Genomic DNA, 23,651 nt, shown 5'->3' with positions numbered 1-23,651 from the left:
TGTAGGATGGGCATCTGGTCCCTCCTGATATTATTAGCAGCCAAAAAATTTGCATGATGGACAATACCACCATGCAATTGCAAAAAAATCTGAATTGTCAATTTATACTGAACCACCGGCAGCTTGAAAACGAGCGCGAGCGCGTTTAAATGCTTTCGTTGCCTGGATTTGTGCTTGACGATCTTCTGGTTTAACTTGATTTAGACGAGTTTGTGCTTCCGTCAAAGCAGTTCGGGCTTCGTCAATCTTAATTTTGTCGCCACGTTCAGCACCATTGACTAAAACTGTGACTTCATCTGCATCAATTTCAGCAAAACCGCCTAAAAGAGCGATCGCTTGCCAGTTGGCATTTTTATTAGCACGAACACGCATTACACCTATATCCAAAGCTGTCAATAGTGGTGCGTGTCCACTCAAGATACCTAATTGACCAGTAGTGCTAGGTAAAACTACTTCGTCAGCTTCAGCATCCCAAACGGTTTTGTCTGGGGAAATTACACGAACGGTCAGAGTCATATTTTTTAGTTTCTACTTATTAATAGGTGATTGGTAATTGGTAATTGGGAAAAAGGTAATTGGGAGAAATTTATTACCCATCACCCATTACCCATTACCCATTACCCATTAACCTTTCAGCTTTGCTGCTTTTTCTTTCGCTTCGGTGATATCACCAACCAAGTAGAAAGCTTGCTCAGGTAAAGCATCCAATTCACCAGAAAGAATTTGTTGAAATCCTTTAATGGTGTCTTCCAACTTCACATACTTACCAGGAGAACCAGTAAATACTTCAGCTACGAAGAAAGGCTGAGACAAGAAACGCTCAACTTTCCGCGCCCGTGCCACAATCAAACGGTCTTCTTCAGACAATTCATCTAAACCAAGAATGGCAATGATGTCTTGTAGTTCTTTGTACCGTTGTAGAGTTGATTGTACCGCCCGGGCAGTATCGTAGTGATCACTACCAACAATGTTGGGTTGCAACATTGTAGAACTGGAATTCAAAGGATCAACCGCTGGATAGATACCTTTTGATGCTAAACCACGAGACAATACAGTTGTCCCGTCTAAGTGAGCAAAGGTGGTTGCAGGTGCGGGATCAGTCAAGTCATCGGCAGGTACATATACAGCTTGAATAGAAGTAATAGAACCTTCGGTGGTGGAGGTAATCCGTTCTTGTAAAGCACCTACATCTGTAGCCAAAGTAGGCTGATATCCTACCGCAGAAGGCATCCGACCCAAGAGTGCGGATACTTCAGAACCAGCTTGAACAAACCGGAAGATGTTATCAACAAACAGCAATACGTCTTGCTTGTTGACATCACGGAAATACTCAGCCATTGTCAAACCAGACAAACCAACCCGCATTCTTGCTCCAGGTGGCTCGTTCATTTGACCATAAACTAGAGCAATTTTGGATTCATTGAGATTATCTTTATTGATAACTCCAGATTCCATCATTTCGTTGTAGAGGTCATTTCCTTCCCGGGTGCGTTCACCCACACCCGCAAATACGGACACACCACCATGTTGGGTAGCAATGTTGTTGATCAATTCCATCATGATCACAGTTTTACCAACACCTGCACCGCCGAACAGACCGATTTTACCACCGCGTTTGTAGGGAGTTAGCAAGTCAACAACTTTAATCCCAGTCTCAAACACAGAAGGTTTGGTTTCCAAATCTGTGAATTTAGGAGGGTCACGGTGAATAGGTAGATATGCTTCCGCGTCTACAGGACCTTGCTGATCTACTGGTTCGCCTAAAACGTTGAAAATCCGTCCCAAGGTGGCTTTACCAACGGGTACAGTGATGGGAGAGCCAGTATCAACTACTTCTAAACCACGAACTAAACCGTCTGTGGTACTCATAGCCACAGCCCGGACTTGGTTGTCGCCTAAGAGTTGCTGTACTTCAACTGTTAAGCTGATGCTTTGTCCAGCTTCGTTCGTACCAGTGATGGTTAAAGCGTTGTAGATTTGGGGTAATTTACCGCCAGGGAACTTAACGTCTACAACCGGACCAATTACTCGGGTAATGTAACCAATGTTTGTTTTTTCTGCGGTGGTGACCATGCTGCGCCTAAATGAATGAAGCTATTTTTCAGAGTCGGTCGTCAAAGACCAAAAAGTCAAGCGATATCATCTTTTAGGTTAGCACTTAACGACTCCACCTTTGCCTTAAATTCATTATTAAAACTAGATCCCCAATTTCTAGAGCAAGTTGGTTATCGGGGCTGCGAAGATGCGATAACCATCAGCTAAAGAATGTTAAATTAATCAATACTGTATTATTCAAGCACCCTATAAATGACTCGTTTTATACATGATCAATTTGCCAAACAGTATCTCACAGAACTATTAACACCTTATGGACAAGTAGAAACAAGTAAAGATATTACCGCCGAAGTCAGACAAATTGACGTATTATTTATACCTTCACCCCAACCCACACAAAGCCTAGAAATACTAGGTTTATTAGGGAAAATGGCGGAAATTTCTGCCATATTTGAACCATTCCGTAACCCAGTCAGCAAAAGTGAAATTCGCAGTTGTATAGGTAAATTATTTGACACTCATGCACAACTAGAACGGCAGGCTAAACGCAATGATACGCGAATCAACGAAACCAAATTATTCCAATTGTGGATTTTTACTCCTACAGCATCAGTAGAAATTTTAGAAAGCTTTAATGGTAATCTGGATGAAGAAAACTGGGGACAAGGAATTTATTTTTTTCCAAAAGGATTTAAAACTGTACTTGTGGTTATTCATCAGCTACCCAGCACACCCCAAACCCTGTTTTTGCGGATATTAGGCAGAGGAAAAGTACAAAGACAAGCAGTAGAAGAATTAGAAGCACTAGCGAATAATAGTCCGTTCCTTGGGGATATTATACAATTAGTACAGAACCTAATTGCTGTGTTATCGGCTCGTCAGCGTCAAGAACAAAATATTGATAAGGATGATCAGGAGTTAATTATGAAATTATCGGAAATATATCAGCAACAATTGGAAGAACTTAAGAAACAAGGACTTCAAGAAGGACGACAAGAAGGACGACAAGAAGGACGACAAGAAGGTGTAGAAAGAGAAAGAAGGGGTATGATTGAAAGTATTTTACAAGTACGTTTTGGGGAAGTTGATCCACAGTTAGCAACAATTATTAACCCTCTGATTGCTATGAGTAGAGAAGAATTTACTCCTTTGCTTTTACAGTTATCTCGTGAAGAATTATTAGCTAGATTTGTGTGAATTTTGCAAAATAAAAATCAATAATGATCAGTTAGGGATTTAGCAGTGCTAAACCCTTACCTGTGATTTTAGTAATCTTTTGACAATCACTCAAAAGAAAGATGAACTATTCCTATCTTCTATGTCAACCTGGGAAGGATTAGTAAAAATGCCTTTTCAGGGAGATTATTTTATACGAATTTAAGTTTTTTGATTTTGAGATTTGAATCTACCTGCAATAAATTCGCGTTTTTCTAAATGTTTAGTTTTGCGTTTGGTAACTCTTTCTCTCCACATTTGGAAACTGGATGATTTCATTTCTCTTCTCATGAGAGCAATTACTTGTTTTTCTAAAAGTCCAAACTGTTTTTCTATGACATCAAATGGTGTTCTATCTTCCCAGGCCATTTCGATGATCCGATCTATGGTTTCAGTATCTAAGTCAGGTAGTTTCATACTTTAAGAATTTGAATAAGAATGTCACAATTATAAATCTATATTGATTATACTATCACAACTCTCTTTTCTCTTGTTTTCTCTAAGGAGGTAGAACTTCTAAGATAGCATTCCCAGTCTGGAGACTGGGAACGAGAAGACGAGAAATAAATCGCCAGAATGCTCTAAAATAAGAGTAGGTACAAAAAACTCTGTACTCTCCTCCAGTCGCTTCATCTTTATTACTTATGACTTTCTCGTCAGCACGACAGTATTTTTACCAAGAGATTCAACAACCTGACGAGGATATCAATCTCGCAAAGGCAGCTTTGTATATTGCCCAGGAAGAATATCCAGATATTGACACTGAAGAATATTTAAATGCTCTTGATACAATGGCAATGGAGTTAGAGGAACGTTTGCCCTCTTCTCGCTATCCCCTGCGGATTATTCAAAGTATTAATCAGTATTTATACGAAGAATTGGGTTTTGATGGCAATAAAATTGATTATTATGATCCCCGCAATAGTTTGTTTAATGATGTCATTGAAAGAAAAACGGGTATTCCTATTACTTTGGCATTAGTTTATATGGAGATAGCAAAAAGGATTGATTTTCCCATGGTTGGTGTAGGAATGCCGGGACATTTCCTGATTCGTCCAGATGTGGAAGATATCGGAATTTTTGTGGATGCTTTTAATGGTGGTGAGGTGATGTTTACTCAAGACTGCCAAGAAAGACTTTCACAAATTTATCACCAATCAGTGATGCTAAAACCTGAATTTTTAGCCGTTGTGAGTAATCGGCAATTTTTGGCAAGGATATTGACAAATTTAAAATATATTTATCTTCAGAAACAAGATTTGGAAAGAAGTTTGGGAATAGTAGAACGGATTTTACTATTGTTTCCTGGAACAAGTTCGGAATTAAGAGATAGAGGTTTATTATATTATCAATTAGGACAGTTTTCTCAAGCTGCGGAAGATTTACAAATTTATTTAATTAAAGTTCCTGATGCTAGAGATGGAGATGTAATTCGTCAATTACTTGCTAAGTTGAATTAGTTAGTTGTATAATTTCCTTAACAGTCTATCGAGTCAGGAGAATTTGTTATGCTGACCATTGATACTAATAAAACATTATATGAGCAAGATTTTTACCTATGGATACAAACTACACTTACAGTTTTGAGAGAAGGAAAATTAGAACAATTAGATATTGAGAATTTGATTGAAGAAATTGATAGTATGGGCAGGACTGAAAAGAAAGAATTAAAAACTCGCCTTGTTGTCTTAATTGAACACTTATTAAAACTACAATATTGGACCCAGGAAAAAGATTATAATGCTAGAGGCTGGCGGAATACTGTTGTTGAACAAAGACGACAAATAGCCTATACTCTAGCAGATAGTCCTAGTTTAAAAGGGATTTTAAATGATGTATTTTTAGATTGTTATACAGATGCTAGAAATGATACAATAAATAAATATCAACTCCCCTCGACTTTATTCCCCAAAGAGCCATCTTTCTCTTTAATTCAGGTTCTCAATGCAGATTTCATTCCCTAAGTCTACATTATAGATTAAGATGGTGCGTTATAAAAATTTGATCAGACTTCATATTTTTTTCTGAGTTTAACTTTAATCAGCAATTCATCTTTAATCCGATTCAAAATAGAAGTCTCATTTAAAGTTGATAGAATTTGACTAACTACTGCTTTTGGTCCATCTGGTCCCCAAGTGGCACCATTTGCTAAATAAGCTTTAGTAACTTGTCCAATTCCATAAGAAGATACACCAGCTACTCCTGCTTGAGTTATGGCTATGGATAAATAGGGGGCAATTGTCATGCCGGCGGTTGCGGTTGCAGAGATACCCAGTAAGGTTTTTAAGCCACTTAAACCCAAATTTGCTAATAGTTCACTAGCACCAATACCACCCATACTCAGGGCGATTTTTTGGAGTAATTTAACAGCACCTGCTTCTGTCATGGGAATACCGTAAAGTTTAGATAAACCTAAAATTAAGGAAATATCAATAATGACAGCGCTTAATATATCAACTACTGTAACAGGATTGAGGGCGATCGCTAATGCTTTAGTCATGACTGCTTTCCAAATTAATTGATTAGCATTTTCTTCTCTAATGATTAATTTACGCTGTACCAATTGCTGATTGACATTATCAGCATAAAGCATACTATTTAAAGCCACTAAAGCTTTACCTTCACGGTGGAGAATTTCTATAATTTTCAATTTCAATTCTTCAACTTGAGATTTGCCTTTTTGCAATTTTATATTTCTAGAACCATCAGAATTTTGTACGGCAATTTTGACCAATGGTGAAGCGGAAGCCATGACAATTTCATCTTGTGAAAGTAATTCCCTCACTCTATCATCTCGAATTTTTTCATAAATTGTGATTCTGTCAGTTTCAGGATATTGATCAACTTTATTAAATACTAAAATTATCGGTTTCCCAATTTCTCGTAATTGTGATAAAGCTACTTGTTCAAGTTTGGTCATATCTCCTGAAATTACAAAAAGAATTAAATCTGCTTGTTTGGCAATTTGTTCAGCTAAAGCTGCGCGAGTTTCACCGTCTACTTCATCTAATCCAGGAGTATCAATTAATTCGACCTGGGATTGGCCATTGCTGGGTAATGTGGCTTTGAAAGTTCCTAAAGCTTCTTCGCTAATACTCCAATTGACGGTTTGAGCATCACGAGTCACACCATGTAATGGTCCGGTAATAAAGACTTCTTGACCGACTAAAGCATTCAGAAGAGACGATTTACCACGTCCTACCATGCCAAAAGCAGCAATTTGGACTACCATGCTTTCTAGTTTATCTAGCATGGTTTCTAAATCGTGAATTTCTGCTTCTAAACCTGATTTTTCCGCAGAGGAAAGATCAATATTATTAACTAAGTTTCGTAGTGCAGTTTTAGCTTGTTTATAGTTAAGTTCGGCTTGAATATCATCAAAGGTAAAAATGGCGTTATCTAGTTCTTCTTCCCAGTTGGGGATAGGTTCAGGGATAGTATTCATTTTGGGGAAATGGGAAAGATGGAAGAATGAAGTTGAAATAATATATAATAATACTAAATGATCTATAGGAATCCTAAATTATTTCTGATAGCTTGCGTGGCGTAGCCATACAATATCTAAGTATTGTAGGGTGGGCAATGCCCACAATATCCGGGTTTTGGTGGGCAATGCCCACCCAACTATATAATAATACTAAATGATCTATGAAAATTTCTGGGTAGTATGAAGTAAACAATATAGGAATCATAAATGATATTTGAAAAATTTTAAGTAGGGTGGGCAATGCCCACCAATAGTATATTTTGAAAATTAGAGGTCTTATATATCTTATGACTAAGAAAAAAATACTCCAAGAGGAACAATCTTACACCTTTCGCTCTTATTTTGAATTACCTTACGATATAGAGGAAATTTTAGCTGAATTAGGCTACTCATTTGTTAAAAAAGCAGTTGATTTACCCAAAACTTCTCATACTTTAGAAAAAATTGCCGAACTCAAACATAAAATTATCTCTTTTTTACCATTAGTTAGCTTAAATAATGAGACTGCTAGACGAGAAACTTTAGTTTCACCTCTTTTATTAGAGATTATTACTTATTGTCAATGTCAGATGAAAATTGAATACGCAGTTAATGTGAATAATTGGCTAAAAGGAAATCTAGATTATTTGTTACGTTCTCAGCAAAGTTTATTAGTAATTGAGGCTAAAAATGATGATTTATCTAGGGGATTTACTCAGCTTGCTGTGGAATTAATTGCTTTATCGGAAATTGAAGAAAATAAATCTATATTTTATGGTGCTGTAACTACTGGAGAAATTTGGCGTTTTGGTAAATTAGACCGTCAACAAAAACAAATTACCCAAGATATGACACTTTTAAGAATACCTGATGATATTGAAGAAATTGGTCATATATTGGTTGGTATTCTGCAAATGGAAGATTAGAAAATATGTTTTAATTTTTAGGTTTTAATTGACTAGGATATGACAACTTGATGTAATTCATTAGGAGTAAGATGAGAATGAACAACTTCACCATCACGAAACCACACAATGCGCTTGGTTTGACGCGCAACCTCTGATTCATGGGTAACTATTACCACGGTGATACCACTGCTATTAAGTTCATGAAACAAGTCTAATACTTCTTGGGTAGTATGAGAGTCAAGTGCGCCGGTGGGTTCGTCTGCGAGCAGGACAACGGGGTTATTGACAATGGCGCGAGCGATCGCTACTCTTTGTTGTTGTCCCCCTGATAATTGGGTAGGTTTGTTATTGAGGCGTTTTTCTAAACCGACTTTGATTAATGCGGCTGTAGCGCGTTCTTTTCTTTCCCCAGGTTTAACACTAGCATACACCATTGGTAACATGACGTTTTCTAGGGCTGTTAACTGATTTAATAAATGGAATTGCTGGAATACAAACCCTAGTTTTTTATTGCGAATATGCGCCAATTCTGTATCACTCATTTGAGCAACATTCAAATTATCTAAATAATAATCTCCGGTACTAGGACGATCTAAACAACCGATAATATTCATGGCTGTAGATTTTCCCGAACCAGAAGGCCCCATTATCGCACAATATTCACCCTTTTCGATGACCAAATTAACATTATTAAGGGCTTTAACTTCTATTTCTCCAATGCCATAAAGTTTAGAAATATCCTCTAAACGAATAATTACTGGTTCTGGTGCAGCCTGGGGAATATTCGTATCATTAAAAGTCAAAGTATTGGACATAAATATTTATCCTCCTTTTTTAATTAAAAATTACGCTGTTCTTAGTGCCACCATTGGGTCAAGTTGAGCGGCACGACGGGCAGGAACTACACCGAAAAATAAACCAATCCCACCAGAAACACTAGCAGCTAATATAACTGCACTTGGTGAAATGGTAGCTTGTAAAGGGCTAAATATCCCAACTAAAAGAATGCTGCCACCGCCTAAAGCAATGCCGATTACACCACCAGCTATTGATAATATCACGGCTTCAATCATGAATTGCAAAAGAATATCTTCTTGAGTTGCACCAATAGCTTTACGCAGTCCAATTTCTTGAGTACGTTCGGTGACAGAAACTAGCATAATATTCATAATCCCAATCCCACCCACAAATAAGGAAATACTGGCTATTGCTGCCAACATAATTGTTAATGCTCCGGTAATTGTATTAGTGATTTCTAAGAGGTTCTTTTGGGTTCGAATAGTGAAATCATCTTCACGGACAATTTTGTGTCTGCGACGGAGTAAGTTTGTCATTTGAAATTCTGCTGCTGAGATACTATTTTCATCTTTAGCGGATACAGAAATTAAAGAAACATTAATACCAAAGGGGGATGTTCTCCCTACCAACCGACTAAACATTGTATTAATAGGAATATATGCGGTATCATCATTATTATTTCCAAAGGAAGAACCTTTAGCTACTGTTAAGCCAATTACTTGAAAAGTAGTATTTTGAATTCGTATTTTCTGACCAACAGGATTTTGATTGTCAAATAATTTGTTGGCTAAGTCTGGACCTAATACGGCTACTGTTTTACTACGTTTAATATCGAAGTCATTAAAAAACCGTCCGTTCTTAATTTCTAAAGTCCGAAGTATTGGGTAACTAGCGGTAGTACCAATAACTGTAGTAGTTGCATTTCTATTCCGGTAGTTGATTGTGGTTCTATTATTAATTTCTGGAGCAACTTCTTTAACTGCACGAACTTGTTTCGCTATAGCCTTTGCATCTTGTAAAACCAAAGTTCTGGGTATTGATGTCACTCTTCCCCGACCTTCTGGACTACCAGGAATAATAAATAAGGTATTTGGTCCCAATGATTCAAATTGCTTAGTTGCTAATGTTTTTGCACCTTCCCCAATCCCAATCATGGCAATTACTGAAGCATTACCAATAATAATTCCTAACATAGTCAAACTACTTCTGAGCTTATTAGCTAATAAAGTAGTAGTCGCCATTTTCACGCTTTCTAAGATGTCCATATTTTTGTCAAATGTGAGATTTATTCTTTGCTAATATATGTGGTTTATTTAATTAAGATTATCTGGTAAAGAATAATTGTACAATATTCTATTTTTGTTGTCAAAAGCACCTAAATTCTGCCAAAATAAAAACAGCTTATTTTATAAAATACACACAATAGAGTTTACCTAATCATTTACAGTAAATTTATGACTTCCATAATTAAAATATCTAACAATTATAAAACTCAATCCTCCGATACTGCAATTGCCTCTGAACTTGCTTTATTTGCCATTTGGAGATCATGGAATACTGAACAACGAGCTACTCATATTAATTATAACACCCGTAGCGCACGTTCTACAGCTTGGTACATTGCTAAAACCACTTTGGCAACCCAAAATAAAACCCAACAAATTCGTTACTTTCTAAAAAAAGTATTAGATCATAATTTGATTGATTACCTAGAGATACAAGGAGAAATAAAAATGACTGGAGCGATTGAAGAAGCCTTAATTGTTGCTGAAATTTTAGAATCTTTAGATATTCCTTATCTTGTGGGTGGTTCTGTTGCCAGTGGCATTTGGGGAGAAATGCGTTATACCCAAGATATTGATTTAGTCGCTGATATTCAAGAGAGTCAAATTGAATTATTAATTAATGCTTTTTCTCCTAGATTTTATATTAGTGAAATTGCTATTCGAGAAGCTATAAGATCAGGTTATTCATTTAATCTAATTGATAATCAAACTGGTTGGAAAATTGATATTTTTATCCTCACTCCAGATCCTTTTGAGCAATCTAAATTTGCTAGAAGAAAACAGATTTCCGTTGATGAAATGGGACGAACTCTCAACTTTTACACTCCAGAAGATACAATTTTACAAAAACTTATCTGGTATCGGATGACGCAAAAACAATCTTCTCAACAATGGCGTGACATTTTAGGTATATTAAAACTTCAACAATCAGCACTTGATTTTATTTATCTTCAACAATGGGCTAACATTTTACAACTTTCAGCAGAATTAGCACAAGCATTGAGAGAATCTATTTAGTTAACTACCTCTAACTATTTTTCTGGCTTACCTCCCTTCTCTTTAGGGAGATCAATAAACACCCTTTCTCCAGCTTTAAGACCATCTAAAACCTGAATTTGGTTATCAATATTAGCTCCAATTGTGACAATCCGAAATTGAGGTTTATTTTTTTCACCCAGTAACCAAACTCCAGTTTTCCCTTTTTGGGTAACAATTAACTCTTGAGGTATTAATAGCGCATTTTCGATTTTATTGCCAATAAATGTAACTTCACTGACATTCATCCCTGAACGCAGTTTACCTGCTCCCGTATTAATGGCCACGCGCACTTGAAAGGATGTCACATTTTGCTCAACTACTGCTTCGGGAGCAATCAAACGTACCTGTCCTTGAAAAATTTCTTCAGGATAGGCATCAATCAAAATTTCTACTTTTTGTCCCAGTTTAATTTGAGGAATATCAACTTCAGGAACTTTAGCTATAATTTCTAAACCTTTTGCTAAAGCAACTATGGAAGTTGAGGTAGCTGAAGCATCACTGGAAGCGGAAATTGCCGGACTCACATAAGCCCCCACAGTGGCATATCTCTGAGTAACAATACCTGAAAAAGGAGCGCGGAGAATTGTATCTTCTAATTGGACTTGTTGTTGTTTTACCTGAGCTTCTGCACTAGCTACCGCTGCTTTGAATCTAGCAATTTCTTGGGGACGATTACCATTTTCTAATTTTCGTAATCCTTCTTTTTCCTGATTAACTATTGCTTCTTGCTTTTGAATATCTTGGTTGCGGTTGCCTACTTTCAGTAAAGATAATCGCCGTTGAGCTTCTTCTAAATTAGCCTTGGCCTTACTATTTTCACTGATATATTGTTCTAAACTATCTTGAGAAATAGCTCCATTTTTAGCCAAATCTTGATAACGTTTCACCCTAGCTTGAGTTAGTTCTACAGAAGCTTTTGCTGAGTCTACTTGAGCCTGTGCTTGTTGAATTTCTTGCAAACGATTGCCATCACGGGTAATCGCTAATTGTGCCTGTGCTTGGTCTACACGGGCTTTTCCTTGGGCAATTTCTTCGGGACGACTTCCGGCTTGACTTTCTGCTAATTGTGCTTTTGCTTGTTCTAAATTAGCTTTGTATTGGATAATTCGCATTTTAATTTCCGAATTATCCATACGAGCAATAATTTGTCCTTTTTTGACAGTATCCCCCTGTTCAACATTTAAAGCTGCCAATAATCCTGGACTTTTAGGACTAATATTGACACTTTGAACTGGTTGGACTTTCCCACTAGCAGTAATGCGGACAGTTACGCTTTTTGTTTCTACAGGAATAGTTAATTTAGTAACATCTATGGGACGATTTTTTTGCTGTATGCTTTTAATCGTGGCTGTTGTTCCCACAATTAAGACACCACTGGCTATTAAACCCATTAACCAACGCCATGGATATTTAACTTTTTTGCCAATAAAGGGAATTTCTATGTAAAAAATCATGATTGAAAAAGGTTAGGAATAGCAGTTAGCAAGAATATTTTATGGTTCAGATTTATATGATAATCATGCGATTTATCTAATTCATCACCCAATTGGGTGAATTTTCAACTTTTCTGAATTTCCATCACCCTCTTAGATATATTAGCATATTCTTCTTTAATTCGTGATCATGACTTATTTCCTATTTTTACGATAGGAATCATCAATGATATTTGTAAATTTTAAGTATTGTAGGGTGGGCATTGCCCACCAAAACCTGCTAGATGTATTTATTGAAGAAGTCGGGGATCTTGATTTGATTGATTATTAACGTCCTTTTAATTCATTAATTTTATAAACTAATAAACTTTGTTGCTTACTATCTTCTAATTTCTGTGCCAAGGAAATAGCTTGTTTATAGAAATCCTTGGCTTTGTTAAAGTTACCCATTTTTTCATAAATATCTCCAGAGACGACTAAATATTTTAAATCTTCTGCGGGATTTTTAATAGAATCTGTAAGTATTACCCGGTTTTTCAATAGTTCCAAAGCTAGATCATAACGCCCTAATGCAGTATTAGCTGTGACTAAACCATCAATTGCTCGTAATTGATTAGGACGCTCAAAACTTCTTTTAGCTAACTTCATTGCCGAACCATAACTACCAATAGTATTTTCATAATCACCGATAGCTAAATAAGCATCACCAAGATTATTTAGGGTATTAGCCTCACCAATAGCATCATCAATTTGGCGGCGAAAAGTCAAGGCATATTCACCAATTTTGACGGCTTTATTATAATCACCTGTTCTCATAGCAACCAAGCTTAAATTACTTAAAGATAACCCCTGTCCCTCAATGTTAATAATATTCCGGGCAACTACTAAAGCATCTTCCAGAGTTTCTTCGGCGGCAATATTTTCACCTTTTTCTAGAAATAAGGTAGCTAGATTATTTAGGGCAAAAATCTGATTTTGAAAATCTTGATTATCGCGGGCAATTGCTAACTGTCGCCGGATAGCATCTTCAGCGTTTTTGGTATCACGTAATTTCAGATAGGTATTAGCTAGTAAATCATAAGCTGAACCTTGGGCTTTTAAATCACCCAATGAGTGATAAATTTCTAAGGCCGCTAAAGATAATTTTAGAGTTTTTTCGGGAAACCCTTGGGATAATTGCTGTCTACCTTTTCTGAGTAATCTATCCGCTACATCTCGTGATGATTTACCAGCAGAACTATTTAAAGGACGGTGAATTTGTTGGGTAATATCAATTGCTTTTACACCTGTAGTAGTCAATAAACAGGTGAATAGTACCATATAAAAAGTCAAAACTGGCAATTTTGGGAAATTGGCTAGATTAATCGGATTTCCTGATAACAAATGCCGCTGTTTCATAAGAATACCCGGTAAGTGGGAAACTCAGTCCCTTTAGGGCTGAGAGGGAAACGACTCGTGCGGTTTTAACCGCCTTGAATATTTTTTCATTACCGCCTTGGAGTTGGGAAATTCGGGGTACTTTTGTGATGTACTTTCAGCGGGACAATTACCGATTCAAATTTTCCAACTCTGTACGCATAATGTTTTGCTCCAAAGAGCCTCCCATTTCTGGGGTAATGTTAGCTTCGTCAATGTTTTAAGAGCTTGTTAGGCTTGCAACACTGTTTCAGTGACTTTGAAACTGTTTAATCACAAGCGACAGGGCAGGGAACTAGCTTCGCATTCGGTGGGTGTCGTGACTCAAAAAACGTAGTCAGTTAAGACTTAGACTGGTCAGTACAGCTTGCAATTTCTTACAAGCTCAGTCCCTTTAGGGCTGAGTTACTGACAAGATATAACCGTGCAATTCCGGCTGTAAATAAATGGTATAATACCAATTTTATGGGAGTAAGCAGAATCAGGATTTAATCCTTGGTTCTGTGCCGTAGATGAGCTATGGTAATTATTATAGTTGAAGTTATAACTAAATCCCCTCTTCGCCTAAGTAAATAGCTCGAATATCCGCAGGTAATTTATCTTCTAGCATCTCATAACCTTCTTGAAGAGAACTGGCGACTTCAGCCGGGGAAATTTGTTCTCCTTCAGCTTGTAAATACGCAGCAATTCTGGTTTCACTCCAATGGAAAGTTTGCGCCATTAAGACGATTAACCGTGATATTGGTGGTAATTGATCTAACGCTTGTTCTACATAGCACCAGAGTGGTGGTGATGTATCCTTGAGGGCATAATGAATGGCTTCTGTGGGTGGTAGTTTAATCTCGTTAATATGAAATGCAGTGATGTTAATTAACCAGTTTTGTAGGGTTAAGGATTCTGTCTCTGTGGTTGCTTGGTTTAAATCCAGTCCACCTAATTCATAATAGATATTTCGCCAAATGAGGGCAAATAAATAATCAGCTTGTACAGGCGATCGCGCAGAATGTCGAATTAAGGTGTAGACTATAGGGCTATAACGGCAAAAAATCACCGTAAAATATTTGCCATAATCTGGATATTGCTGAAATAAACTCAGTAGTTCTTGATCACTATGATGAAATAGCGACTTCACCAATGGGTGATTAGCTTCGGGAAAATGGGGAATTTGCACAATCTCTGGACTAAGTAGGTTGGCGTTAAAAATTGTCGTTGGGGCAAGGGAACAGGGAACAGGGAACAGGGAACAGGGAAGAGGAAGAGAGTTTTGGGCGATTTTACTTTTCTTCACATACATTTAAATTTTTTCGGTTCACCTACTTAGATAGTTGTTAAAATATACTAGGGAATGGTTAATGCTATGGCTAAATAATATCCAGAAGTCAGTTAGTTTGTAAATGTTCAGACTACTAGACTATTGATAAACTAGAAGCAAGGACTTAATGTTAGTCTTAACTGACAATATAAAAGCAGTTCCTTTATTTTTATCCTCTGTGTTCATGGTTATAGAAACTAGTTCCATAATGTCCCTGCTGAGTCCACTTACTTTAGGCTCTTTCTTGCCTTCCCTGCCCTTGGATAGTCTGTTCTCCACCCAGGGGATTATGATTATGTTGCTGGCAGCTTACGCTGGTGCTATGTGGATGTTCCTGAGTAGCGCACCTAAAGTTTATACTGTTATGGTATCGGATTTAGAAGTTGCCCGACAGTTATATGCAGGATTGCTAGATTTACCAGTAGCTGAAGTACCTTTGCACTACTATTACAACTACGAGCAAACCATTGGTGCAACAGGTATTGACCCGCTTTATATGTCCGCTAGTCCGAGTTGGTCTAACAGCACTATGAATAATGCTAATGACGGGCTGTGGTATCAACTCAAGAAAAATACACAATTACATATCATTACAGGTGCAAGTTTAGGCAAAAAAGATCAACATCGTCATGTTTGTTTTGATCATGATTGTCTAGAATTAATTTTAATGCGGGTAGAATTGCGAGGTTTGAAGTTCAAAATTCGCAACCAAAAGCCTTTGAATTTTTTAGTTAAGGATTATGACGGCAGGGTAATTGAAATGGCTGAAGTTGCTAATTAGTCAGTAGGGGCGCAGGGCCTGCGCCCAGTCATTAGTTATTAGGGTGCGTTGGGGTTTTTCCTGACGCACCCTAAATTTTTGATTTAATTAACCACGAAGGAGCGAAGGACACGAAGGAAGAAGGGAAGAAGAGAGTTTTATCGTAACCCGTGGCATTTTTTCTGTTTAATACCAAATCCCTTAGCCATATTTATTCCAGCACCCTTAAATAATAATTACCCCAAAATCTTCGTCAACTTCTCTAACAAATCTTCCGCTAAATCTAACAACTCAATCTCATCAATATTAGTATCACTAGAACTACGATTACTTCCTGCAACTGCAACACCACCAAATAACAAATCCTTAGCAGCAAAAATTCTCTTATTCTCTGTTAATTGACTCAAACAATATTCTAAGCCTTCTATAATTTCTGAAACAGATTTATTCTGTAACTTTTCCCGCACCTTTACCGCAACTGCATCATCACTTTCTAAGAAAGTTGTCATTTTTTCAATATAACCCACATTCCGCACCCTGGGGTGTCACATAGTATTATCACTTGATTTTCTCTTGATTTTTGGATACAAATTATGCCTTGTCGGCATCATGTATCCGTTAATTCATCGAGATTCGGTATACAATACATCCTCATTTCATCATAAAAAACAGTAAAAACCGATTGTGACAGTTGAGGGTGCGGAAGATAGGATATAAGTTGGTTCATCATTATCATCTCCCCAAGTATCTAACCAATCACCCTCAACATCATCACAATACAAATAGGCTGCATCTAGCCCATGTTTCATAATATCATGCTCTAATTGACGGGCTGCTTCTACAGATTGTAAAAAATTCTCTAATCTCTGTTGACGGTCATTTATTTGTTGATTAACCATAATCACTCACCTCTTTTAAAAGAATCATTCTACAAAAACCATCAATCCAACTGAATCAAAACTATAACTTCAATTTCTCATAAATGCCTATTAGCAGTGGCAATGTGCTATTTGCCTGACTACTATTTTTAACAATTGCAGAAATAAGCAAAGTTGAGAAATCAGGAGTAAAATTAGTTATAATTATCAGGTTTTTTGATGACACTAAATCCCCCTAAAAAGGGGGATTTGATTAAATTTACGTTATTTCTTCAATCTTTCTAGTAATTCCTCACGAGATAAATTCACCAAAGAAAGTAGTAACTGAGTGCGTTCTAAAATAGGCATTTGGGCAATCTTTTCTACTAAACTAGATAATTCAGAATCTAAAGTACCAAATCTCCCTTCTAGAAGAAAAGTGATCATTAAAAGTTGTCCCTCTTGTTTTCCCTCTTGCTTTCCTTCCTGCTTTCCTTCTTGCTTCCAATCTTCTATTTGTTGTAAATAAGCTGGTGATAAGTTCATAATTACTTCCTCTTCATCTCTACTTAAATTATCTCTCAATTCTAAGTTTTTGCGCCAATCGGCTAAAATTACCAATAAATTCTCCTTAAAAGGGTTCTGTTCTGGTATTTGAGTTAACTCTTCTACCGCTTTTTTTTGTGTTCCTCCTTTTCCTAATACTCTCAACCATAATGTATCTTCATTTTCTGGTAATTGATGAATAACAACTATTGCTGTTTTCATAATATTTGGCAGAAAATAAACTCCTTTACACCAATTTTCTTCACGCTCAATTGCCCCTGATTCTGCGATCATCCGAGGTGAAAATGTTGGTGTTAAAATCCATAATATTGGTAATTCAGCTTCAGGAATAGTTCTATTTTCCCGTTTAGATTTCCTTAATACATCACCATGAACAGCATATAGTTTCAGGAAACAACTACGAATTTCTACCTCAAATGGTGGGTTGCGAAAAGGCTCAAACAAACAGGGAGTTGTTGCCATTTTTCCTAATAACCCTAAAGGTAGATTTTTTTGAGGTTGTGGAGAAAATGGTTCAAACTATACATCTATTTCTTGAATTTCACTTTTGACTTTTTCGCTTTTCTTAATTGTCCCTAGAGGTGTTAGTAATTCCTCTAAATATTCTTTGGCAAATTGGTCATGAGATTGACGGGTCATTTAATTTAATTAATAATGGGATTTTTATATCAAATGTTTTGGTGTAGCAGATGATATGGTTGAAAGTCATTTTGCTTACAAGTATTAAAACATTATACCAGTGAAGTATGTTGTTGATTCATATATTTTATTACAATATGGATTAACGGAAAGAAACTTTGTATAAAAATTACTATAAATCTGGGAAGCCATCTATACCTAAACGGTGGGATGTTTGCTTTATATGACACAGACTGGCTGTAACAAAAAGTAATTTAATTTGCGCCTACTTGGATAATTAAGGTGCGATTAATAAAGAACTAAATTCTATAAATAAATACTTTACAATTGATTGCTTTCATCCTGTTCATCCTTTAATCCTGGACATCCTGATTCAGACAGTTTACCTAATATTACCAGTTGTAGAAAAGTCATATTTCCCACAACTGGCATAATTGATCATTGCCAATCTCTAACCTTATCTATGACTATCAAGTAAATCATGCCGAGAAAAAATTCCCTTCAATTTTAAATTAGTGAATACGTTTATAGAACTTACTAATTCTCGTTGTTCAGAACTTAAATTTATTGCTTCTAAAGCTTGATCAATATTATTACCATCGTGTAATTCATGTGCCAGTAAATTACGTTGAGATACATCTAAAATTGCGGCAATTTCTTTATTTCGACGCTGACGAATAGCTTGCAGTGCTTGATTTTCTTGGGGAGTAAAATCATATTCAGATAATTTGATATTATCGCTAATTTCTCCAGAGTTACTGAAAAAGTGATTTGCCCAAGCAACAGGAACTTCCCAGGAGAAAAAAGTAATAGCAAAAATCAGAGCCAAAGTCAATAACCGTTGTGTTAATTTATTAATCATGTTGATTTTGATGTTAATAACAGCTTGATTCAAATTTTAGTCGGGGAAATAGTAGCTGCAATAATTTTCCTACTTATGGTTACAAAGTTCCACAGATAAAAATATTGATCCCTACTTATTTATAGAATAGTTCTACTAGTACAAAACAGCAAAAATCCAGCAATTTAAGACACTAACAACCAAATCAGGCTGTTTCTATATTGAAGGTGAGCTAAAGTAGATAATGTTTTCTCTATGACTAAATTCAGAAAATAATTATTTTTCCCATAAATTGTAAAAAATTGTAAAACCTGTATATTAAAATTAGTTAACACATTATTTTTGGCACTGCGATTCTTTTCAATGAGGAATTGCCAAATCAACATCATTACAGATAGAGATAGAGTTTTAACTATTTATTACTTCAAATTATTATCAACTATGACATTACCTGAGCCTCAAACTGATGTTAAAAAAATTTCTCCGTCTCTCCCTAAATCAAGACGGTGGCCGCGCTTACTATTAGCTGCACTATTATTGATTGGGGGTGTGAGTGGAATTGCTTGGAAATTGCTAACTCCTGAAAAACCAAATCCAGCAGTGGCTAATGCTCCACCTCCAGGAGTTAAAGTTAAACTATCACCAGTACAAACAGGTACAGTCGAAGATAGTACAGAATATATAGCCAGTTTGGAATCTCGGCGTTCAGTCAATCTTCAACCCAGAATTCAAGGTCAAGTTTCGCAAATATTCGTCAAGTCAGGAGATTCAGTTACCCCTGGTACTGCAATTCTGCAAATAGATTCTCGACAACAACAAGCCGCAGTTAGTAGTTTATCTGCTGCTGGTCAAGGTTCACAAGCGCAATTAGAAAATGTTCGCGCTACCCTGAAATCTTTGCAAGCAGAACGGTTAGCAAATATTGCAGATGTCCGCTTAAACCAACAAGATTATAATCGCTATTCTGAATTAGCCGCACAAGGGGCTGTATCGCGTCAAACTCAAGATTTATATGCCAACAAACTGGCTACAGCAAAAGCCCAACTAGGGGCGATAGATTCCCGCATTCAAGCGCAAATAGCTACCATATCCCAGGTACAAAAATCCTTACAACAAGCTGATGCTAATATTAGACAACAACAAGTTCAACTTCAATATTATAAAATTACTGCTCCCTTTGCGGGAACTGTTGGTGATATTCCCGTTAAAGTTGGTGATTTTGTCAATACTTCCACACCATTAGCTACTATTACCCAAAACCAACCTTTAGAAGTTAAAATTCCTGTTCCCTTGGAAAAAGGCACGCAATTGCGCCAAGGATTACCAGTGGAATTAATTAACGCCCAAGGTCAAATCATTGCTAATACTAGCGTATTCTTTATTTCTCCCAATATCACAAATAACTCTCAATCAATATTAGTTAAAACCCTTTACAACAACTCCAACGGACTACTACGAGCAAATCAAATAATTCGGGCTAAAGTAATTTGGAATCAACGTTCTGGGGTAGTAGTTCCGACTACAGCCATATCTCGCATAGCTGGAGAAACCTTTGTATTTGTCGCCAAAACAGAAAAATCTCCTCAAGGTGTTTCTCAATTAATAGCTAAACAAAAACAAGTAAAGTTAGGCAATATTAGAGGTAATGATTACCAAGTGATTGAAGGATTACAACAAGATGAAAAACTGATTATTTCGGGAATCCAAAATCTCAGAGATGGACTTCCAGTAATTCCTGAGAATTAGTCAGTTGTCAGTTGTTAGTGGTCAGTTGTTAGTGGTCAGTTGTTCAGTTACCAATTACCAATTACCTATTACCTATTACCTATTACCTATTACCTATTACCTATTACCTATTACCAATTTATGTTTGTTGACTTTTTTATTAAGCGACCTGTATTTACTAGTGTCTGCGCTATTATCATTTTGCTAGTCGGGGCAATCAGTATTCCCACATTACCCACAGCCCAGTATCCAGAAATTAGTCCCACGCAGATTATTGTCAGTTCTAATTATGTTGGCGCTAGTGCGGAAATTGTCGAAAGTACCGTAACAACCATTTTAGAGCGGCAAATTAACGGTGTTGAAGGCATTAAATATATGACTTCGAGCAGTAGTAATGATGGTAGTAGCATAATTACTGTGACATTTGATGCCTCAAAGGATAAGGATATTGCTGCTGTTGACGTGCAAAATCGCGTTACCTCCGCTGAACCCCAATTACCAGATAGTGTCAAGCAAACGGGAGTGACTGTGAGTAAACAGTCTAATAACATTCTGTTAGCGATGGGTTTATACAGTGACAACAAAGCCTTAGATAATATCTTTTTAAGTAATTATGCAGATTTATATTTAGTAGACTCCCTCAAACGCATCAAAGGTGTCAGTGAAGCGCGGATTTTTGGTGAACGCCGCTATGCAATGCGGCTATGGCTTGACCCCAATAAACTGGCTAGTCGGAATTTAACTACTGGTGATGTAATTAATGCCCTTAATGAACAAAATTTACAGATAGGTGCGGGGCAAATTGGACAACAGCCAGCCGTAGATGGTCAAATGTATCAAATTGATTTGAGGGCAGTTAGTAGGCTGACAGAAGTTGAGGAATTTGATAATTTAGTCATTAAAACTGCTGCTGACAGTAGTTTGATTAAGTTAAAAGATGTGGGAAGAGCAGAACTAGGCGCTCAAAACTATAGCTCATTTCTTCGCTTTAAGGGTAATGAAGGTGTAGGGTTAGGGATATTTCCGACACCGGGAAGTAATGTTTTAGACGTTGCTAATTTAGTCAAAAAGGAAATGGCGCGATTGTCCCAAAGCTTTCCTCCAGGGATGAAATATCAAGTGGCATTTGACACCACTACCATTGTAGAAGAATCTCTGGCAGAAGTAGTAAAAACTCTCTTAGAAGCGATCGCTCTGGTAATTCTTGTCATCTTTATCTTCTTACAAGATTGGCGCACAACGTTAATTCCGGTTATCACCATTCCTCTATCTTTAGTTGGGACTTTTGCCTTTGTCAAAGCCTTTGGATTTTCTGTCAACACCTTAACCATGTTTGGTTTAACCCTAGCAACGGGAATGGTAGTTGATGACGCAATTATTGTAGTGGAAAATATCTCCCGCTTAATCCAAGAAAAAGGAATGTCACCTCGTGAAGCGGCTTCAGTCTCCATGCAAGAGCTATTTGGGGCTGTAATTGCGACTTCATTGGTATTAATGGCAGTATTTGTCCCTGTCGCCTTTTTCCCTGGTTCAACGGGACAAATTTACAAACAATTTGCGCTGACAATTGCCTTTTCTATTGCCATTTCCACATTTTTGGCTCTCACCCTCACACCGTCTCTTTCTGCCTTGTTATTAAGGCAAAGACCCGCACCTAAAGGGATTATTGGTTGGGTATTTGGGAGAATTAACTGGTTTTTAGAAGCCATGCGTGGGGGATATGAAAGATCTTTAAAATTTTTGACAAAAATTAAAGCAATAGTTGTTCTCGCATTTATTGGTTTATTGGGTTTCACAGCTTGGCTTTATATGACTGTACCCACAGCATTTCTTCCCGACGAAGACCAAGGTTATTTCATCACCATTATCCAAGGTCCAGAAGGTTCTTCACTCAAATACACCAGTAAAGTTATGAGTGAAGTAGAAGCCAAAATTCTCAAATTACCCGAAGTTACAGGTACTTTTGCCATTGGTGGTTTTGGTTTTAGTGGTAGTACCGCTAACAGTGGCATAATTTTTACAACCCTCAAATCCTGGGATGAACGGAAACAACCCAATCAATCTGTACAAGCCATTATTGGTAATTTAAGAAAAAGCTTTTCAGGAATTACCGAAGCCAGAGTTTTCCCAGTGAATCCCCCCGCAATTCGCGGTTTAGGTAGTTTTAGTGGTTTCCAATTCCAGTTACAAGATATAGCAGGAACAAACAGCTTAAATTCGATGCTGCAAACGGTTGGACAGTTCATGATGCAGGGTAATAAAACCCCCGGACTGCAAGCTGTATTTAGCACTTTTACAGCCAATACACCACAAATTTTAATTGAAGTTGACCGCAATAAAGCTAAATCTCTGCAAGTTGCCATTGACGATATTTTTAAAACCCTACAAACTTACTTAGGTTCACGATATGTCAATGATTTTAATTTCCTGTCTCGCACATATCGAGTATATATCCAAGCAGATGCTCAGTTTCGCTCTAACCCTGATGATATCGGTTTATTAAATGTGCGTTCTGCAACTAATCAGATGATTCCTTTGAGTAGTTTAGTGAAATTAACTCCCACAACAGGAGCGCAAACTATCAATCACTACAACTTATTTCGTTCCATTGAAATTAACGGTTCTCCTGCTCCTGGTGCTAGTTCTGGACAAGCAACCCTGGCTATGGAACAACTAGCTAAAAAGATATTACCCACAAGTATGGGATATGAATGGTCAGGTATTACTGCTGAGGAAAAACAATCTGGTGGACAAGCACCAATCATTTTTGGTTTGGGATTACTTTTCGTCTTTTTGGTCTTAGCTGCTCAATATGAAAATTATGTTGATCCTTTAATTATTATGCTTTCAGTTCCTTTAGCGATTATGGGAGCTTTAGCATCACAATCATTAAGAGGTTTAAATAATGATGTATTTTGCCAAGTAGGGTTAGTAATGTTAATAGGTTTAGCTAGTAAAAATGCGATTTTAATTGTGGAATTTGCTAACCAATTACAAGAGCAAGGTTTATCAATTACTAAAGCCGCAGTAGAAGCAGCACAAGGTCGTTTACGTCCCATTCTCATGACGGCTTTTTCTACTTTGTTGGGGATTTTTCCCCTCGCAACTGCCACAGGAGCAGGTGCAGCAAGTCGTCAATCTCTGGGTACTGCTGTATTTGGGGGAATGTTTGTGGCGACTTTTTTGAGTTTATTTATTGTCCCCATTCTCTACATCATCGTTGGTACAATTCGTCAGCGTTTGCAACCTATTAATAAGTATCCGCATTCATAAATCTGTAAACAGGATTTCACTCGTTCCCAGTCTCTGACTGGGAATGCCTTCAAGAGGCTCTG

The 23,651-nt window shown here is 37.0% G+C and carries 20 protein-coding genes and 3 pseudogenes; 9 read left to right on the top strand and 14 right to left on the bottom strand.

What is annotated here, in order from left to right:
- Positions 1 to 102: 102 nt before the first annotated feature.
- Both EZY12_12720 and atpD read right to left on the bottom strand, forming a co-directional pair.
- A complete protein-coding gene (locus tag EZY12_12720; GenBank protein QSX70332.1) occupies positions 103 to 516 on the bottom strand; it encodes a F0F1 ATP synthase subunit epsilon in 414 nt (137 codons plus the stop codon).
- 108 nt (positions 517 to 624) lie between these two features.
- A complete protein-coding gene (gene atpD / locus EZY12_12715; protein QSX70331.1) occupies positions 625 to 2,073 on the bottom strand; it encodes a F0F1 ATP synthase subunit beta in 1,449 nt (482 codons plus the stop codon).
- 15 nt (positions 2,074 to 2,088) lie between these two features.
- Here atpD and EZY12_12710 point away from each other — a divergent pair, with 15 nt between their 5' ends.
- Positions 2,089 to 2,262, top strand: a complete 174-nt coding sequence (locus EZY12_12710) for a hypothetical protein (GenBank protein ID QSX70330.1) — start codon at positions 2,089 to 2,091, stop codon at positions 2,260 to 2,262.
- 45 nt (positions 2,263 to 2,307) lie between these two features.
- Positions 2,308 to 3,252 carry a hypothetical protein gene (locus EZY12_12705; GenBank protein ID QSX70329.1) on the top strand — a complete coding sequence of 315 codons (945 nt, stop codon included), beginning with the start codon at positions 2,308 to 2,310 and terminating at the stop codon, positions 3,250 to 3,252.
- 180 nt (positions 3,253 to 3,432) lie between these two features.
- Here the strand turns inward: EZY12_12705 and EZY12_12700 are convergent, their stop codons facing one another.
- Positions 3,433 to 3,687, bottom strand: coding sequence for a TIGR03643 family protein (locus tag EZY12_12700; protein ID QSX70328.1), 255 nt, complete (start codon positions 3,685 to 3,687; stop codon positions 3,433 to 3,435).
- A gap of 227 nt (positions 3,688 to 3,914) precedes the next feature.
- On the opposite strand from EZY12_12700, the gene EZY12_12695 reads away from it, so the two are divergent.
- Both EZY12_12695 and EZY12_12690 read left to right on the top strand, forming a co-directional pair.
- Entirely contained in the window at positions 3,915 to 4,730 is an 816-nt protein-coding gene (locus tag EZY12_12695; protein ID QSX70327.1) for a SirB1 family protein, read from the top strand.
- Between the two features lie 48 nt (positions 4,731 to 4,778).
- Positions 4,779 to 5,234, top strand: coding sequence for a DUF29 domain-containing protein (locus EZY12_12690; GenBank protein ID QSX70326.1), 456 nt, complete (start codon positions 4,779 to 4,781; stop codon positions 5,232 to 5,234).
- Between the two features lie 41 nt (positions 5,235 to 5,275).
- Here the strand turns inward: EZY12_12690 and EZY12_12685 are convergent, their stop codons facing one another.
- Together EZY12_12685 and EZY12_12680 are read right to left on the bottom strand one after the other, a co-directional pair.
- Positions 5,276 to 6,715: a GTP-binding protein gene (locus tag EZY12_12685; GenBank protein QSX70325.1), complete on the bottom strand. Its 1,440-nt coding sequence runs from the start codon at positions 6,713 to 6,715 to the stop codon at positions 5,276 to 5,278.
- Between the two features lie 73 nt (positions 6,716 to 6,788).
- The gene (locus EZY12_12680) at positions 6,789 to 6,962 is read right to left on the bottom strand and encodes a hypothetical protein (protein QSX70324.1); all 174 of its coding nucleotides are present in this window, start codon (positions 6,960 to 6,962) and stop codon (positions 6,789 to 6,791) included.
- A gap of 82 nt (positions 6,963 to 7,044) precedes the next feature.
- Between EZY12_12680 and EZY12_12675 the strand changes: the two genes are divergently transcribed.
- Positions 7,045 to 7,662, top strand: a complete 618-nt coding sequence (locus tag EZY12_12675; GenBank protein QSX70323.1) for a hypothetical protein — start codon at positions 7,045 to 7,047, stop codon at positions 7,660 to 7,662.
- Between the two features lie 32 nt (positions 7,663 to 7,694).
- Here the strand turns inward: EZY12_12675 and EZY12_12670 are convergent, their stop codons facing one another.
- The gene (locus EZY12_12670) at positions 7,695 to 8,399 is read right to left on the bottom strand and encodes an ABC transporter ATP-binding protein (GenBank protein ID QSX70650.1); all 705 of its coding nucleotides are present in this window, start codon (positions 8,397 to 8,399) and stop codon (positions 7,695 to 7,697) included.
- A gap of 90 nt (positions 8,400 to 8,489) precedes the next feature.
- On the bottom strand, positions 8,490 to 9,707 hold the full coding sequence (locus EZY12_12665) for an ABC transporter permease (protein QSX70322.1): 1,218 nt from the start codon (positions 9,705 to 9,707) through the stop codon (positions 8,490 to 8,492).
- Positions 9,708 to 9,896: 189 nt separating this feature from the next.
- Here EZY12_12665 and EZY12_12660 point away from each other — a divergent pair, with 189 nt between their 5' ends.
- Positions 9,897 to 10,745 carry a hypothetical protein gene (locus EZY12_12660; protein QSX70321.1) on the top strand — a complete coding sequence of 283 codons (849 nt, stop codon included), beginning with the start codon at positions 9,897 to 9,899 and terminating at the stop codon, positions 10,743 to 10,745.
- A 14-nt stretch (positions 10,746 to 10,759) separates the two neighbouring features.
- Here the strand turns inward: EZY12_12660 and EZY12_12655 are convergent, their stop codons facing one another.
- The 3 genes from EZY12_12655 to EZY12_12645 form a co-directional block, all read right to left on the bottom strand.
- Positions 10,760 to 12,220: an efflux RND transporter periplasmic adaptor subunit gene (locus tag EZY12_12655; protein ID QSX70320.1), complete on the bottom strand. Its 1,461-nt coding sequence runs from the start codon at positions 12,218 to 12,220 to the stop codon at positions 10,760 to 10,762.
- Between the two features lie 306 nt (positions 12,221 to 12,526).
- Positions 12,527 to 13,597 carry a tetratricopeptide repeat protein gene (locus EZY12_12650; protein QSX70319.1) on the bottom strand — a complete coding sequence of 357 codons (1,071 nt, stop codon included), beginning with the start codon at positions 13,595 to 13,597 and terminating at the stop codon, positions 12,527 to 12,529.
- Between the two features lie 565 nt (positions 13,598 to 14,162).
- Positions 14,163 to 14,786: a sigma-70 family RNA polymerase sigma factor gene (locus EZY12_12645; protein QSX70649.1), complete on the bottom strand. Its 624-nt coding sequence runs from the start codon at positions 14,784 to 14,786 to the stop codon at positions 14,163 to 14,165.
- Positions 14,787 to 15,111: 325 nt separating this feature from the next.
- Between EZY12_12645 and EZY12_12640 the strand changes: the two genes are divergently transcribed.
- Positions 15,112 to 15,708 (top strand): glyoxalase-like domain protein, encoded by a 597-nt coding sequence (locus tag EZY12_12640; protein QSX70648.1) that lies wholly within the window; start codon positions 15,112 to 15,114, stop codon positions 15,706 to 15,708.
- A 215-nt stretch (positions 15,709 to 15,923) separates the two neighbouring features.
- On the opposite strand, the pseudogene EZY12_12635 reads toward EZY12_12640, so the two are convergent.
- From EZY12_12635 to EZY12_12620, 4 genes and pseudogenes are all read right to left on the bottom strand, one after another.
- Positions 15,924 to 16,211, bottom strand: a pseudogene (locus tag EZY12_12635) (hypothetical protein).
- 186 nt (positions 16,212 to 16,397) lie between these two features.
- A pseudogene (locus EZY12_12630) lies at positions 16,398 to 16,586 on the bottom strand (hypothetical protein).
- 243 nt (positions 16,587 to 16,829) lie between these two features.
- Positions 16,830 to 17,750, bottom strand: a pseudogene (locus EZY12_12625) (hypothetical protein).
- A gap of 457 nt (positions 17,751 to 18,207) precedes the next feature.
- On the bottom strand, positions 18,208 to 18,612 hold the full coding sequence (locus tag EZY12_12620) for a hypothetical protein (GenBank protein QSX70318.1): 405 nt from the start codon (positions 18,610 to 18,612) through the stop codon (positions 18,208 to 18,210).
- A 420-nt stretch (positions 18,613 to 19,032) separates the two neighbouring features.
- Between EZY12_12620 and EZY12_12615 the strand changes: the two genes are divergently transcribed.
- Together EZY12_12615 and EZY12_12610 are read left to right on the top strand one after the other, a co-directional pair.
- A complete protein-coding gene (locus tag EZY12_12615; GenBank protein QSX70317.1) occupies positions 19,033 to 20,337 on the top strand; it encodes an efflux RND transporter periplasmic adaptor subunit in 1,305 nt (434 codons plus the stop codon).
- Between the two features lie 120 nt (positions 20,338 to 20,457).
- Complete coding sequence (locus EZY12_12610; GenBank protein ID QSX70647.1) at positions 20,458 to 23,589, top strand: efflux RND transporter permease subunit; 3,132 nt, start codon at positions 20,458 to 20,460, stop codon at positions 23,587 to 23,589.
- The last annotated feature ends 62 nt before the right edge of the window (positions 23,590 to 23,651 follow it).

Source organism: Dolichospermum sp. DET69 (genome assembly GCA_017355425.1).
Lineage (GTDB): Bacteria > Cyanobacteriota > Cyanobacteriia > Cyanobacteriales > Nostocaceae > Dolichospermum.
Note: the sequence above shows the minus strand (reverse complement) of the source record. Positions and strands in the feature narration are given on the sequence as shown.

Excerpts from the sequence above, each read along its gene's own strand:
- EZY12_12720 (QSX70332.1), bottom strand. The coding sequence starts at position 516 with ATGACTCTGACCGTTCGTGTAATTTCCCCAGACAAAACCGTTTGGGAT.
- atpD (QSX70331.1), bottom strand. The coding sequence starts at position 2,073 with ATGGTCACCACCGCAGAAAAAACAAACATTGGTTACATTACCCGAGTA.
- EZY12_12710 (QSX70330.1), top strand. The coding sequence starts at position 2,089 with ATGAAGCTATTTTTCAGAGTCGGTCGTCAAAGACCAAAAAGTCAAGCG.
- EZY12_12705 (QSX70329.1), top strand. The coding sequence starts at position 2,308 with ATGACTCGTTTTATACATGATCAATTTGCCAAACAGTATCTCACAGAA.
- EZY12_12700 (QSX70328.1), bottom strand. The coding sequence starts at position 3,687 with ATGAAACTACCTGACTTAGATACTGAAACCATAGATCGGATCATCGAA.
- EZY12_12695 (QSX70327.1), top strand. The coding sequence starts at position 3,915 with ATGACTTTCTCGTCAGCACGACAGTATTTTTACCAAGAGATTCAACAA.
- EZY12_12690 (QSX70326.1), top strand. The coding sequence starts at position 4,779 with ATGCTGACCATTGATACTAATAAAACATTATATGAGCAAGATTTTTAC.
- EZY12_12685 (QSX70325.1), bottom strand. The coding sequence starts at position 6,715 with ATGAATACTATCCCTGAACCTATCCCCAACTGGGAAGAAGAACTAGAT.
- EZY12_12680 (QSX70324.1), bottom strand. The coding sequence starts at position 6,962 with ATGATTCCTATATTGTTTACTTCATACTACCCAGAAATTTTCATAGAT.
- EZY12_12675 (QSX70323.1), top strand. The coding sequence starts at position 7,045 with ATGACTAAGAAAAAAATACTCCAAGAGGAACAATCTTACACCTTTCGC.
- EZY12_12665 (QSX70322.1), bottom strand. The coding sequence starts at position 9,707 with ATGGACATCTTAGAAAGCGTGAAAATGGCGACTACTACTTTATTAGCT.
- EZY12_12660 (QSX70321.1), top strand. The coding sequence starts at position 9,897 with ATGACTTCCATAATTAAAATATCTAACAATTATAAAACTCAATCCTCC.
- EZY12_12655 (QSX70320.1), bottom strand. The coding sequence starts at position 12,220 with ATGATTTTTTACATAGAAATTCCCTTTATTGGCAAAAAAGTTAAATAT.
- EZY12_12650 (QSX70319.1), bottom strand. The coding sequence starts at position 13,597 with ATGAAACAGCGGCATTTGTTATCAGGAAATCCGATTAATCTAGCCAAT.
- EZY12_12640 (QSX70648.1), top strand. The coding sequence starts at position 15,112 with ATGGTTATAGAAACTAGTTCCATAATGTCCCTGCTGAGTCCACTTACT.
- EZY12_12620 (QSX70318.1), bottom strand. The coding sequence starts at position 18,612 with ATGATTAATAAATTAACACAACGGTTATTGACTTTGGCTCTGATTTTT.
- EZY12_12615 (QSX70317.1), top strand. The coding sequence starts at position 19,033 with ATGACATTACCTGAGCCTCAAACTGATGTTAAAAAAATTTCTCCGTCT.
- EZY12_12610 (QSX70647.1), top strand. The coding sequence starts at position 20,458 with ATGTTTGTTGACTTTTTTATTAAGCGACCTGTATTTACTAGTGTCTGC.